The sequence below is a fragment of the Streptomyces sp. Q2 genome, from assembly GCF_056820935.1.
The window spans coordinates 238,486-251,859 of the sequence record NZ_JBXEJE010000005.1; the positions used below are offsets into that span (position 1 = coordinate 238,486).

A 13,374-nucleotide genomic window follows, 5' to 3' on the forward strand; every position below is an offset into this window, starting at 1 on the left:
CTCGGGGTGACTAACTACCTTCTCGCCAGGCCCGCCACAGCCGCGCATAGCGGCCGCCCAGCGCCACCAACTCCTCGTGCGTTCCTTGCTCCACGACGCGGCCCGCGTCCAGCACGGCGATCCGGTCCGCCGCCATCGCCTGGGTCAGCCGGTGCGCCACGAACAACGTGGTCCGGCCCGCGCACGCGGCCAGGACGGCCCGCTCCAGTGCGGCGGCGCCCTCGCTGCCCGCCTCCGCGGTCGACTCGTCGAGTACGACCACCGGCGAGCGGCCCAGCACCAGCCGGGCCAGGGCGATCTGGGCGACCTTGGTGACATCCAGCCGCTCACCACCCTCGCCGACCAGGGAGTTCAGCCCGTCGGGCAGCGCGTCGACCCAGTCGTCGGCGCCGACCGTGCGCAACGCGTCCATCAGCTCGGCGTCGGTGGCTTCCGGCGCGGCCAGCCGCAGATCGTCGGCGAGCGAACCGGAGAACACGTGCGTCTCCTGCGTCAGGATGCTGACCAGGGCCCGCGCGCCGGCCTCGTCCAGACCGGCGAGGTCGGTCGACCCGACGCGCACCGACCCGGCCTGCGGTGTTCCGATGCCCGCGATCAGCGCGGCCAGAGTCGTCTTGCCGGCCCCCGTCGCCCCCACCAGTGCGAGCGAGCCGCCGGCCGGGATCGTCAGGTCGACCTCCCTCAGGACCGGCTCCTCGCCGCCGGGATAGGTGAACGTCAGCCCCTCCACGGTCACCGGGTACTGCGCGGCGTCCGCCGAGGCGACCGACGGGTCGCCCACCAGCCGGTCCTGCGCGGACTCCCCCAGTACCCCGACCAGCCGGGTCAGGGACGCTCCCGACTTCTGCGCCTCGTCGAAGGTGAACATGATGGAGCCCAGCGGGGTGAACAGCCGGTGGAACATCAGCGGGGCCGCCGACACCTCGCCCAGGCTGGCGGCGTCGGCCTCCAACAGGGCGTACCCCACCACGATGATCAGGACCAGTCCGATGAACTCGGCGCGGTTCTCCCTGCCGACGAACCGGCCGAAGAACCGGAACACCTCGATGCCGAGTTCGCGCACGCGCCACGACTCACCGGTGACCTTCTCGCGGAAGGCGCCCTCGAGGCGGTACGCCCGGACCGTGTCGATCCCGTTCAGACCGCTCATCAGCGCCTGCGCGCGGTCGGCCTGGGCCACCCGCTGCTTCCGGTAGAGCGGGGCGGACCGGGGCAGGTACCAGCGCAGCGCCAGCGCGTACGCGGGCAGCGCGCCGGCGCCGGCCAGGCCGAGCCGCCAGTCGAGGCCGAACATGCCGGCCGTGGCGATGGCGACCAGGACCCCGGCGGAGAACACCGTGGGGACGGCCGTGCGGATGCCCTTGGACAGCACGGCCACGTCGTCACCGACCCGGGACAGCACGTCTCCCCGGCCGACCTGTTCGATCCGTGCGCTCGGCATGCCGAGCACCGCCCGGACGGCGCCTTCCCGCAGCCGCGCCAGCAGGTCCGCGCCCAGCCGCCCGATCAGGTAGGTCGACACCGCGGTGGCCGCCGCGCCGAGCAGCGCGGCCGCCACCATCCACACCCCGACCGTGACCAGGACCGAGCGGGACTCGCCCTCGACGACCGCGTCGACCACCCGGCCGAGCAGGAGCACCGGGAGCACCTGGAGCGCGGCCCCGGCCACCGTGGTGAGCACGGTGGCGACCGTCAGCCAGGGCACTTCGCGGCAGTGCGCCGCGACCCATCGGCCGGCCTCGCGTCCGGTCGCCGTGCGCAGGGCCGCCGGCGCGAGGCGCGTGTCGGTGGCGCTCACACCTACTCGGCCGACTTGACGAGCTCGTCGATCGCGTACGGCATGGACAGCAGGGTGCCCTGGGAGATGGCCGCGCCGACCGCCGGGCCCTCACTGTCCAGCAGGTACGACACGTTGCCCTTCTTCACGGCGTCCAGGTTGGTGAAGAGCTTGAACTTCTTCAGCGCTTCGGTGTCCGCCTTGTCGTTGATGACGAAGATGTGGTCGACGTCGACCAGGTCGATGCGCTCGGGCGAGAGCTTGGTGTAGAAGCTGCCGTCCGCGACCTTGTCGATCTCGGTCTGGTACGTGAAGCCGATGCCCGTCACCAGGCGTCCGCGCACGTCGGTGGAGGTGAACGGCGCCACGGAGTCCTCGTACCAGGACAGCGCGACGGCCTTCTGGTCCGCGAACCCGGGGTGCGCCTTCTTGGCCGCGTCGAGTTGGCCCTGGATGTCGTCCACCATCTTCTCGCCCTCCTCGGCCTTGCCGAGCGCCTTGGCGATGTGCAGCGCGTTGTCCTGCCAGGGCGCGCTGAACGGCTCCTTCTCGGCCTTGGTGCGGCCCACCGTCGGGGCGATCCGGGAGAGCTTGTCGTAGGCGGCCTGGTCGATCTCGGAGTAGACCGCGATGATCAGGTCGGGCCGCAGGGCGGCGATCTTCTCGTAGTTGGGGCCGGAGTCACCGTTGGCCATGATGACCTCGGGCTTGGTGTCGCCCCACTTGTCCTTCACCCAGGGCCACTGGGTGTTGATGTCGGGGGACTTGCCCGCCGGGTTCGGGTACTGGTCGACCATGCCGACCGGCTTGATACCGAAGGCCAGGATGGTCTGGTCGTCCGTGTAGCCGACGGAGACGACCCGCTCGGGGGCCTTGGTGACCTCCGTGGTTCCGAACGCGTGCTCCACCGTGACCGGGAATGCGCCGGCGGCGGCGGTCGTGGTGCTGTCGCCCGCCTTGTTCGAGTCGGACGAGTCGGAACCGCATCCCGCGAGGAGGCCGACGCCGAGGGTCGCGGCGGACACGATGGCCGCCAGCCGCCGCCGGGATCTCCTGAGCGTCGTTCGATGGAGGAGCATTCGAAATCCCTTGCTTTCGCGCTGTCCACTGCGCCCCCGTCTAAGGGCAGGCAAACCTTATCGCGCGCAGGTGAGGTTAGCCTAGCCTTACCTGCGCAACTTTACGAGGAATCAGCCCTGTTGGACGTGTGTGCGGCCGATCGGCACGATGAGCGGCCGGTCGCCCACCGGATCGTCGATCACCTTGGCGCGCAGCCCGAACGCCTCGTGCAGCAACTCGGCGGTGATCACGTCACGCGGGTGTCCCTGCGCCAGGACGGCACCCTCCCTCATCACCACGAGGTTGTCGCTGTAGCGCGTGGCCAGATTGAGGTCGTGCAGGACCATGACCACGGTGCACCCCGACTCGTGCAGGTCGTCCACCAGGTCGAGCACGTCGATCGCGTGCGCCAGGTCCAGGTAGGTGGTCGGCTCGTCGAGGAGCAGCAGGTCGGTTCCCTGCGCCAGGGTCATCGAGATCCAGACGCGCTGACGCTGTCCGCCGGACAGCGAGTCGACCGGACGGTCGGCCAGGTCGGACACCCCGGTCATGGCCAGCGCCCGCCCCACGACGGCGGCGTCGTCGGACGACCACTGCCGCAGCCAGCTCTGGTGCGGATGGCGGCCCCTGGCGACCAGGTCGGACACCGTCAGCCCCTCCGGCGCGACCGGTGCCTGCGGCAGCAGGCCGAGCTTCTTCGCCACGTCCCTGGTTTTGAGCTTGACGATGTCGTCGCCGTCCAGCACGACCGTCCCCCTGGTCGGCTTGAGGAGCCGGGACAGGGTCCGCAAAAGGGTCGACTTCCCGCAGCCGTTGGGCCCGATGATCGTGGTGATCACGCCCGCCGGGATCGCCACGTCGAGACCGTCGATGACCATCCGGCCGCCGTACCCGACCGTGACGCCCCTGGCTGCCAACCGCGAGGCGTCACGGACCCCGGACTCGATCTCGGTGATGTACTGAGCGGCCACGGGATCCCCCTGTATTTAGGTCTGCCTAACTTTTGTACCAGCTATCTGAGGTTCGCCCGCACCAGCAGATAGACGAGGAAGGGGCCGCCGATCGCGGCGGTGACCACGCCGACCGGGAGACTGATCGGCAGCGCCGTGCGCGCGACCAGGTCGGAGCCGATCAGCAGCAACGCTCCCACCAGGCCGGAGGCGACCATGGGTGGCGTCGGGCACCGCGCCAGACGCATCGCCACCTGCGGCGCCACCAGCGCGACGAACGGGACCGGGCCCGCCGCGCTCACCGCCACCGCGGCCAGCAGGACGGCGCACAACAGCAGGACGGCCCGCACCATCGCGTACCGGACGCCCAGGCCCGCGGCGACCTCGTCACCGAAGTGCATCGGCTTGAACTGGAACGCGGCACACGACACGACGGTCAGGAGGACGAGCGAGCACCACAGCGCCACCCACACCTCGTCCCACGACCGGTTGTCCAGCGAGCCGACCAGCCACGCCTGGGCCCGGGCCACGTCCCTGATGTCGGCCGTGACCAGCAGCCAGGTCGTGATCGCCTCCATCACGGCGCTCACCGAGATGCCGATGAGGATGAGCCGGAAGCCGTCGACGCCGCGCCGCCACGCCAGGAAGTACACCAGCAACCCCGTGCCGAGCCCGCCCGCGAGTGCCGCCGAGGACAGGCCCACGGCGTTGACGATCGCCGCGGAGGCTCCGCCCGACACCGTCACCAGGAACACCGAGACCGCGCTCGCGCCCCCGGTGATCCCGAGGATGTCGGGGCTGGCCAGGGGATTGCGCGCGATGGACTGCGTGATCGCCCCGGACACCCCCAGCGCGATCCCGACGACGAGCCCGGCCAGGGCACGCGGCATCCGCAAGTCCATGATCACGAACTCGTCGACCCGCTCACCCCCGCCGAAGATCGTGGCGATCACCTGGGGCAGGCCGATGGGGAAGTCCCCGACGCCGATGGACACGCAGAACACCAGGAAGGTCGCCGCCGCCAGCAGCAGCGTGACGGACACGATCCAGGGTCGCCACACGAACGACACCGGGCCGAGCCGCACGCCCGGCGCCACCGAGGGCTTCACGTCCGTCCCGTCCGGATTGAACTCGGTCCCGTCCGGCTTCAACTCTGTTCCGCTCATGCGTTCCTGAACTTTCCGCGCCAGACCAGCACCGCGAAGAAGGGGGCGCCCAGGAGCGCCACGACGACACCGGCGTCCAGCTCGCCCGGCCGCACCACCAGGCGCCCCACGATGTCGCAGACCAGCAGGACGATGGCTCCGAGCAGACCCGCGTACGGCACCAGCCAGCGGTAGTCCGGCCCGGTCAGATACCGGGCCACGTGGGCGACCATGAGCCCCAGGAACGCGATGGGGCCGCACGCCGCCGTCGCCGCGCCCGCCAGCAGGGTGATGGCGACGATCCCGACGGTCCGGCTCAGCGCGATGTTCGCTCCCAGCCCCCGCGCCACGTCCTCGCCCAGGTTGAGCAGGTTGATGGTGGGCAGCGTGGTCAGCGCCAGCACCAGCCCGACCACGATGAACGCGGTGACCGGCCAGATGACGTCGAATCCGACCCCGGCCACCGAGCCCGCGTTCCAGAACCGCAGCGCGTTCAGCGACGCCTGGTCGGACAGCGCGACCGCCGTGGTCATCGCCATGAGGAACACCGTGATCCCCTGCCCGGCCAGCGCGAGCGTCAACGGGTTGCCGGCCCCCCGGCCGATGCTGGCCAGCCCGAAGACGACGACACCGGCGACCGCCGCCCCCAGGAAGGCGAACCAGACGTACTGGAACGGGTTGGAGAACCCGAACACGGCGATCACCGTCACCACGGCGAACGAGGCACCGGTGTTCACCCCCAGCAGGCCCGTGTCGGCGATCGGGTTGCGCGTGTACCCCTGGATCAGCGCCCCGCCGATCCCCAGGGCGACGCCCGCCACGATCGCGAGAACCGTCCGGGGCACCCGGACGGTCCGCACGATGAGCCTGATCTCGGTCAGCCGCTGGTCGGGGTCCGGCGCCGCGAACAACCCGTGCCACACCTCGGCGGGACTCAACGCGCGCGCCCCGACGGCCAACGACAGCGCCCCCGCGGTCACGAGGATCACCGCCAGCATGCCCAAACCCACAACCCGCCGCCGACGGGCCTTCGTTGTACCCCTGGGCGCGGGGCGCTCCACTGCAGTCGTGCCCATGTCGATGTACGTTATCCCTTTGATTTCACGGGGGTTGCACAGTGCCGCGCCTGCCGGGTGCGGTGTCACCAGGCGGGGCGCGGCTGTGGGGGCGGGACCGGGTGGCGGGCTAGCGGGCGGTGCTGCCGATTCCGTCGGCGACCGGCCGGGCCTGGCCGGAAGCGGACTCGAGGCCCTGGCCGAGCACCGAGTCCAGGATCTCGCCGACCCTGATGGCGGTGTTGGACAGCAGGGGTGACGTGATGCCGTGTGTGTGCTCCGTGCCGCCCTGTAGGTAGATACCGCAGCGCAGGTCGGGTTCGGTCGCGATGCGGTAGTCGCGCTCGACGCGGACGCGGCCCTCGTCGTCGCGCAGGCAGCGGTCCGCGACCTCGCCGAGGAGGCCGATGGGGTCGGCGGGGCTGTAGCCGGTGGCGAAGACCACGACGTCCGCGTCCAGGGCGGTCTCCTCGCCGGTGACCAGGGACGTCACGGTGGCACGGACCTTGTCGGACGTCTCCTTGACGTCGGTGAGCCGGGACACGTTGAGGAAGCGCAGCCGCTCGGTGCCGAGGACCTTCTCCCGGTACATCTGCCCGTACAGGTCGTCGATCAGGTCGATGTCCACCACGGAGTAGTTGGTGTTGCCGTGGTAGTCCATCAGCCGGCGTTTGACGTCCTCGGGCGCGGCGAAGTACTCGTCGACCGCCTCGGGGTCGAAGATCCGGTTGGCGAAGCTGCTGTCGTCCGCCGGGCTGTAGCCGTAGCGGGAGAAGACCGCGCAGACCTCGGCCTCGGGGAACCGGCGGTGCAGGTAGGCGACGTTCTCGGCGGCGCTCTGCCCGGCACCCACGACGACGAACCGGGAAGGCGAGGTGCCCTCCAACCCGTCGATCTTCGCCAGCAGTTCGGAGTTGTGCCAGACGCGGTCGCCGCGCTCCACACCCTCCGGCATGAGGGGACGCAGACCGGTGCCGATGACGAGGTTGCGGGCCCGGTGCACCGCGAGCCCCTCCCCCGACCGGACCGTCACGTCCAGGTACTGCACGGCTCCGTCACGGACGACGGGCGCGACGCCGACGACCTCGTGGCCGTAGGAGACCATGTCGTCGACCTTGGCGGCGGCCCACTCCAAGTAGTCGTGGAACTCCACCCGCAGCGGGAAGAGGTTCTTGTGGTTGATGAAGTCGATCAGCCGTCCCTTGCTCTGCAGGTAGCAGAGGAAGCTGAACTCGCTGGCCGGGTTTCGGAGCGTCACCAGGTCTTTGAGGAAGGACACCTGCATGGTCGCGTCGTCGATCAGCATGCCTCGGTGCCAGCCGAAGCGCGGCTGCTGCTCGAAGAACTGAGCGCTGATCGCCTCCTGCCCGCCGACGCGTGCGTTGTACTCGCTCAGCGCGATCGCCATGGCCACATTGGACGGTCCGAAGCCGATGCCGATGAGTTCGTGGACCGGTGGTGCGTCACCAGGATGAACCTGCGACATGTCACTCCCATCGTGCGGGGCAGTCGCCTGCCGGGCGTGGGGAAAGCACGAAAAGTGGCACGCCGACGGAGCGACTTGCCAGGAACTTAGGTGAGCCTAAGCTAAACCCGTGAGGGTGTCGATAGGGCGAATCGGGCAGCCAGCCACGGCTTCGCCCCGTCAACTACGCTGCCAGGTAGGGGCATTGCGCACTAAGGTAAGCCTTGCTTTACTGCTTTCGGTCAATCCCCTGCTCTGAGGAGGAACCCCCATGCGGGTCGCCATGCTCGGTTACCAGACGTGGGGGCACCGCACCCTGCAAGCCCTCCTGGACTCCGAACACGACGTGGTCCTGGTCGTGACGCATCCCAAGAGCGAGCACGCGTACGAGAAGATCTGGAGCGACTCCGTCGCCGACCTCGCCGAAGAGCACGGCGTCCCGGTGCTGATCCGCAACCGCCCCGACGACGACGAGCTGTTCGAGCGCCTCAAGGACGCCGACCCGGACATCATCGTGGCGAACAACTGGCGGACGTGGATCCCCCCGCGCATCTTCGACCTCCCGCGCCACGGCACGCTCAACGTGCACGACTCGCTGCTGCCGAAGTACGCAGGCTTCTCCCCGCTGATCTGGGCCCTGATCAACGGCGAGTCCGAAGTGGGCGTCACCGCGCACATGATGAACGACGAACTCGACGCCGGCGACATCGTCCGGCAGGAGGCGGTGCCGGTCGGACCGACGGACACGGCCACCGACCTCTTCCACAAGACCGTCGACCTCATCGCCCCGGTCACCATCGGCGCACTCGACCTCATCGCCGCCGGGCAGACCGAGTTCACCAAGCAGGACCGGTCCCAGGCCAGCTTCTTCCACAAGCGCTCCACCGAGGACATCCGCATCGACTGGAACTGGCCCGCGACGGACCTGGAACGCCTCGTCCGTGCCCAGTCCGAGCCGTACCCCAGCGCCTTCACCTTCCACAAGGGCAGGCGGCTCGAGGTCCTCGCCGCCGTGGTGTCCCAGGGGCGCTACGGCGGCACGCCCGGCCGGATCTTCTACCGCGAGGGCGACGGCGTGGTGATCGTCGCCGGGGCCGATGCCCGCACGGGCCGCAACCCGGGCCTGGCCATCACGCGCGTGCGCACCGAGGACGGCCGGGAGATGCCCGCCACGGAGTACTTCACCTCCATGGGCGGCTACCTGACCAGCCGCCCCTGACGGGCCGGCCCACGGCACCGAAACCCGGGCCCGAGGCCCGGCCTCGACGGATCGCAGGCGGCTAACCCGGCCGCCGCCCTGCCGTGAGCAGATGCCCGCTGGCTCCGAGCAGCGTCGGCTCGGACTCGATGCGCCGGGTCGCCGCCAGGACGGCCTCGCGGCGTTCCGGGTCGTCCAGCCAGTCCTCGACACCACCCATGAGCCAGGCGACGCCCTCGACGCCGTACTGGCGCCCGACGGTGAGCCCGGCCTCGGTGAACTCGGCCGGCGTCTCCTCGGGGTGGGCGAAGTAGGCGACGGTGAACAGGCCGTTCTCGGCGTGGTGATGGCGGCCGTCCACCGTGACGGCGTCGGTGCGTTCGCGGTGCAGCGGGGTGAAGTACCGCTCCTCGCGCAGCACGTCGTGCAGACCGGCGAACCGGTTGATGGTGGCCGCGACCACCAGCCCGCCCGGCCGGACCACCCGGCGCGCCTCGGCCAACGCCCGCAGCCGGTCGGGCCGTTCGGGCAGGTGGTACAGCGGCCCGAGGAGCAGGACCACGTCGTACCCGGCGTCGGCGGCGGGCAGGGCACGGGCGTCTCCGGGGCGGGCGGTGACGCCGGGCAGCCGTGCGGCCTGCTCCACGTGGAGCGGAACCGGGTCCACGAGGTCGACCTCGTACCCGTCCCGGGCGAGCCACTCCGCGTGGATCCCGCTGCCGCCGCCGACGTCGAGGATCCGCGCGGGCGCCGCCGGCATCAAGCGCCGCAGCACGTCCTGCGTACGCCAGAACTCCAGCCGCCCGGCGGGCGCCCCGCCGTCTCTGAGGCGGGCGTCCTCCTTGCCCCGGGCGTAGTAGTCGAGGATCTCCTCACGTAAGGCGGGCTGTTGCTCGTGTGTCGTGTCGGTCATCGCCTCAGACTGCTGAGCACCGCCCACGGCGTGCAACGGATTTGTCGCGCCGGTCAGTCGGCGCGGGCCGTCACCAGCCCCGACTCGTAGGCGAACACGACCAGTTGTGCCCGGTCCCGCGCCCCCAGTTTCGTCATCGCCCGGCTCACATGGGTCTTCGCCGTGAACGGGCTGATGACCATGTGCGCGGCGATCTCCTCGTTGGTGAGGCCGCGGGCGGCCAGGGCGGTGACCTCGCGTTCGCGGCGCGTCAGACACTCCAGGCCGGGGGCCGTGGACCGGTCGGGAGGGCGGGAGACGAACTCGCCGATGAGGGTGCGGGTGACCGACGGGGACAACAGGGCCTCGCCGCGGGCCACCACCTCGATGGCCTGGAGGAGGTCGGCCGGTTCGGTGTCCTTCAGCAGGAAGCCGCTCGCACCCGCCCGCAGCGCCTCGAAGACGTACTCGTCGAAGCCGTAGTTCGTGAGGATGACGACGCGGACGGCGGCCAGGGACGGGTCGGCGGCGATGTGACGGGTCGCCTCGATGCCCGTCATCACCGGCATCTGTACGTCGACCAGCGCGATGTCGGGGACCTCGGCACGGACCAGGGCCAGCCCCTGCTTCCCGTCGGCCGCCTCCCCCACCACCTCGATACCGTCCTCGGCGTCCAGCAGCGCACGGAAACCGGCACGCATCAGCGCCTGGTCGTCGACGAGGGCCACCCGGATCATCCGGCGACCTCCAACGGCAGCTCCGCCCGCACCGCGAAGCCGCCCTCCGCGCGCGGGCCGGTGTGCAGCGCGCCGCCGAGGGCCGTGACGCGTTCGCGCATGCCGGTGAGGCCGATGCCGGGGACCGGGGGGCGGTCGGGGTCGGCCGTTCCGTCGTCGTCCACCCGTATCACCAGCTCCTGTTCGCCGTACTCGAGTCGCACCCGCACCTTCGCCGGGCCCGCGTGCCGTGCCGCGTTCGTCAGGGCCTCCTGGACGATGCGGTACATCGCCCGGTCGAGGGTCGCCGGCAGGGGGCGCTCCTCGCCGGTCACCGTCAGCTCGACGGTGAGGCCCGCCGCCCGTGCACGCTCCACGAGCACCGCGGGTGTACCGCTCGGTTCGTCGGTGCGCAGGATCTCCAGGGTGGCCCGCAGTTCGCGCATGGCCTCGCCGCCCGCCTCCTGAATGGCGAGCAGGGCGGACGGCACCTCCTCGCCGCGCTTGCGGGCCAGGTGGACGGCGACTCCGGCCTGGAGTTTGACGATGGAGATGCTGTGGGTGAGGGAGTCGTGCAACTCCCGGGCGATCCGCAGGCGTTCCTCGCCGGCCCGGCGCAGCGCGGCCTCCTCGCGGGTGCGCTCGGCCTCCAGGGCGCGCTGTTCGGTCTGGCGCAGATACGCCTGCCAGTTGCGGTCGGCCAGGCCCGTCACGACCGCGCACAGGAACCAGCCCGTGAGCAGCGCGGCCTTCTCCACGACCTCCCCCGTCGTCGGGCCCGTCGCCACGTACGCCGCCAGGTACACCCCGCTCGCCGCGGCGGCCCAGCCCCGGTGCCCCACGCGGGCCGCGGTGTGCACGGCGGCGAGGACGGGGAGGGCGGCGAGCAGACCGGGATGGGCGTGCAGGACGTACGCCGAGCCGGTCGCGGTGGCCGCGGCCAGGACCGCCAGCGGGGCCGGCCGGTAGAACGCCAGGGCGGCCGAACCGAGCACGATCAGCGCGTGGTCGACGGCCGTCGTGTCCCCGTCGAAGGCGGCCGTGGTCACGACGAGAGCACCGACCACGACCGCGAGAGCCGCGTCGGCGAGAACCCTGCGTGTGACCAAGTGCCCGCTCATGAGCGCACAGTAGCCCCCGGCGCGGACACCGGCGTCAGCCCTGTGGACAACTCCCCGACTACTCCCGGCGCAGTAGAAAGCGGCGTCGCCCCGGCCCCTCGGCGCAGCGCCGACTGCCTTCGGCCGTACGACGACCGCGCCCGCCCCCGTGGCGCACGCTGCTGCCCATGCCCACACCTTTCCGCTACACCGAGCCCCTGCCGCCCAAGGCGGCCACCGGCCGCGTCGCCGAGGTCTACGCCCAGCTCTCCCGCGACTTCGGCATCGACGAGCCCGTCACCTTCGTGGTCCTGTCCTCGGCGCCCGAGATCCTCGCGCCCGTCTGGGCGCTGATGCGCGAGTCGCTGATCGCGGGCCCCGGCAGCCGTACCGGCAAGGAACTGGCGGCGCTCGGGGTGTCGCTCGCCAACAGGTGCCCGTTCTGCGTGGACGCGCACACCATGCTGCTGCACGCCACCGGGGACCACGCGCTCGCCGAACGCCTGGCCCGAGGGGAGCGGCCGGAGAACGAGCAGCACGCGCGCGTGCTGGAGTGGGGCAAGCGCACCCGCGTACCGGGCGGCCTCGGCCCCGAGCCGTACCCCTTCCCGCGCGAGCACGCCCCCGGCTACCTCGGCACCTCGCTCGCCTTCCACTTCATCAACCGGATCGTGTCCGCCCTGCTGACCGAGAACCTGCTGCCGGGCAACGCCCAGCGGTTCCGGGTGGTACGCAGCCTCGCGGGCCGCACGCTCTCCCGGACCGTACGCCGCCCCGCCGTACCCGGCGAGGCCCTCGCGCTCCTCGACCTCCCCGACCCCGGCGAAGCCCCCAGGTGGGCGGACGGCACGCCCGTCGGCCTCGCGTACGCGGCGCTGATCAGGGCGGCCATGGCGGGCGCCGGCCTCCTCGACTCCGACGACCAGGCCCTCGTGGAGGAAACCCTGTGGGACTGGGACGGAGCACATCCGCCGCTCGATCTGAGCGGGTTCCCGGACCGGCGGGAGCGTCCCGGCGCGCGCCTGGCGCTGCTGGCCGCCCTCGCCCCGTACCGCATCACGGACGAGGACGTGGCGGCCTGGCGCCGGCCGGAGCACACCGACCACTGTCTGGTGCACCTCGTCTCCTACGGGGCGTTCGCGGCCGTGGACCGGATCGAGACGGCGTTCAACCGTCCCACCGCGAGGACATAACAGGGCACACAGCCCAATGGCGGCGAGGCATTGTGACCGCACAGGTACGGAGCGAGTTGGCACTTCCGTCCCACAGGCAGTCGTGTGAAACTGGCGCCCCGTCCGCAGTGCGGACTCCTTCCGCACCGTCCCCCACGAAAAGTGCGCCGTGCGTTCCAGTTCTCTTCCTTTGCCGCTCGCCCTCACCGCACGCCTGTCGCCCGTCGTCGTACTCGCAGCGGCGGGCTGGGCGCTGACGTCCGGTCCGTTCGCGGCGACACCGGCCGCCGAGCACAAGGAGGAGCAGAAGACCGGCACGCAGTCCGCCTCCGCTCCGGCGACGGCTGCCGCGTCGAAGACGTACGCCGCCGCGCCCGCGCCGTGCGACAGCCTCGCCGCCAAGACGATCACGTCGCTCGTGCCGGGCGCCAAGTCGGCCGGCAAGGAGATCCCGTCCACGGACACCAAGCTGCGCCGCACCTGCTCGTGGAACGCGTTGAAGGGGTACGACTACCGCTGGCTCGACGTCTCCTTCGAGATCACGGACACGGACGAGGCCGCGCAGAGGTCCTACAAGAACACCGTCACGGAGAAGAGCGGCGGCGGGGACGTACCCGGTCTCGGCGACTCGGCGTACTCCGTCGTGAACCTCACCACCGAGGACAAGCAGCAGACCCGCGAGGGCGTGGTCGTGGTACGCGCGTCGAACGCGCTGGTGACCATCACGTACAACGGCAGCGACTTCGAGACGAAGAAGGCGCCGAGCACGGACGAGATCAACAAGGGCGCCATCAAGGCCGCCAAGGAAGCGGTCGCGGGGGGGGGGGGGGGGGGGGGGGGGGGGC

General features: G+C 71.1%; 12 protein-coding genes. 3 read left to right on the plus strand and 9 right to left on the minus strand.

Annotated features, from left to right (window positions below; translation table 11 throughout):
• Nucleotides 1-10: 10 nt before the first annotated feature.
• The 6 genes from ACWBNA_RS08095 to ACWBNA_RS08120 form a co-directional block, all read right to left on the minus strand.
• The gene (locus ACWBNA_RS08095) at nucleotides 11-1,798 is read right to left on the minus strand and encodes an ABC transporter ATP-binding protein (protein WP_482703530.1); all 1,788 of its coding nucleotides are present in this window, start codon (nucleotides 1,796-1,798) and stop codon (nucleotides 11-13) included.
• 2 nt (nucleotides 1,799-1,800) lie between these two features.
• Nucleotides 1,801-2,856: an iron-siderophore ABC transporter substrate-binding protein gene (locus tag ACWBNA_RS08100; RefSeq protein WP_482703531.1), complete on the minus strand. Its 1,056-nt coding sequence runs from the start codon at nucleotides 2,854-2,856 to the stop codon at nucleotides 1,801-1,803.
• A gap of 111 nt (nucleotides 2,857-2,967) precedes the next feature.
• Nucleotides 2,968-3,807 (minus strand): ABC transporter ATP-binding protein, encoded by an 840-nt coding sequence (locus ACWBNA_RS08105; RefSeq protein WP_482703532.1) that lies wholly within the window; start codon nucleotides 3,805-3,807, stop codon nucleotides 2,968-2,970.
• A gap of 41 nt (nucleotides 3,808-3,848) precedes the next feature.
• On the minus strand, nucleotides 3,849-4,952 hold the full coding sequence (locus ACWBNA_RS08110; RefSeq protein ID WP_482703533.1) for a FecCD family ABC transporter permease: 1,104 nt from the start codon (nucleotides 4,950-4,952) through the stop codon (nucleotides 3,849-3,851).
• Nucleotides 4,949-6,007, minus strand: coding sequence for a FecCD family ABC transporter permease (locus tag ACWBNA_RS08115; RefSeq protein ID WP_482703534.1), 1,059 nt, complete (start codon nucleotides 6,005-6,007; stop codon nucleotides 4,949-4,951). Before ACWBNA_RS08115 ends, ACWBNA_RS08110 begins: the two co-directional genes overlap by 4 nt.
• A 109-nt stretch (nucleotides 6,008-6,116) precedes the next feature.
• Entirely contained in the window at nucleotides 6,117-7,472 is a 1,356-nt protein-coding gene (locus ACWBNA_RS08120) for a lysine N(6)-hydroxylase/L-ornithine N(5)-oxygenase family protein (protein ID WP_482703535.1), read from the minus strand.
• Between the two features lie 250 nt (nucleotides 7,473-7,722).
• Between ACWBNA_RS08120 and ACWBNA_RS08125 the strand changes: the two genes are divergently transcribed.
• The gene (locus ACWBNA_RS08125) at nucleotides 7,723-8,670 is read left to right on the plus strand and encodes a methionyl-tRNA formyltransferase (protein WP_482703536.1); all 948 of its coding nucleotides are present in this window, start codon (nucleotides 7,723-7,725) and stop codon (nucleotides 8,668-8,670) included.
• Nucleotides 8,671-8,731: 61 nt separating this feature from the next.
• Here the strand turns inward: ACWBNA_RS08125 and ACWBNA_RS08130 are convergent, their stop codons facing one another.
• Genes ACWBNA_RS08130 through ACWBNA_RS08140 form a run of 3 tightly spaced genes read right to left on the minus strand, consistent with a single transcriptional unit; the run spans nucleotide 8,732 to nucleotide 11,378 of the window.
• Nucleotides 8,732-9,562 carry a class I SAM-dependent methyltransferase gene (locus ACWBNA_RS08130; RefSeq protein WP_482703537.1) on the minus strand — a complete coding sequence of 277 codons (831 nt, stop codon included), beginning with the start codon at nucleotides 9,560-9,562 and terminating at the stop codon, nucleotides 8,732-8,734.
• A 53-nt stretch (nucleotides 9,563-9,615) separates the two neighbouring features.
• On the minus strand, nucleotides 9,616-10,278 hold the full coding sequence (locus ACWBNA_RS08135) for a response regulator (protein ID WP_482703538.1): 663 nt from the start codon (nucleotides 10,276-10,278) through the stop codon (nucleotides 9,616-9,618).
• The gene (locus tag ACWBNA_RS08140) at nucleotides 10,275-11,378 is read right to left on the minus strand and encodes a sensor histidine kinase (RefSeq protein WP_482703539.1); all 1,104 of its coding nucleotides are present in this window, start codon (nucleotides 11,376-11,378) and stop codon (nucleotides 10,275-10,277) included. Before ACWBNA_RS08140 ends, ACWBNA_RS08135 begins: the two co-directional genes overlap by 4 nt.
• Before the next feature lie 167 nt (nucleotides 11,379-11,545).
• Here ACWBNA_RS08140 and ACWBNA_RS08145 point away from each other — a divergent pair, with 167 nt between their 5' ends.
• Nucleotides 11,546-12,550 (plus strand): carboxymuconolactone decarboxylase family protein, encoded by a 1,005-nt coding sequence (locus ACWBNA_RS08145; RefSeq protein WP_482703540.1) that lies wholly within the window; start codon nucleotides 11,546-11,548, stop codon nucleotides 12,548-12,550.
• Between the two features lie 148 nt (nucleotides 12,551-12,698).
• The coding region (locus ACWBNA_RS08150; RefSeq protein ID WP_482703541.1) for a hypothetical protein at nucleotides 12,699-13,374 on the plus strand (676 nt) is incomplete at its 3' end.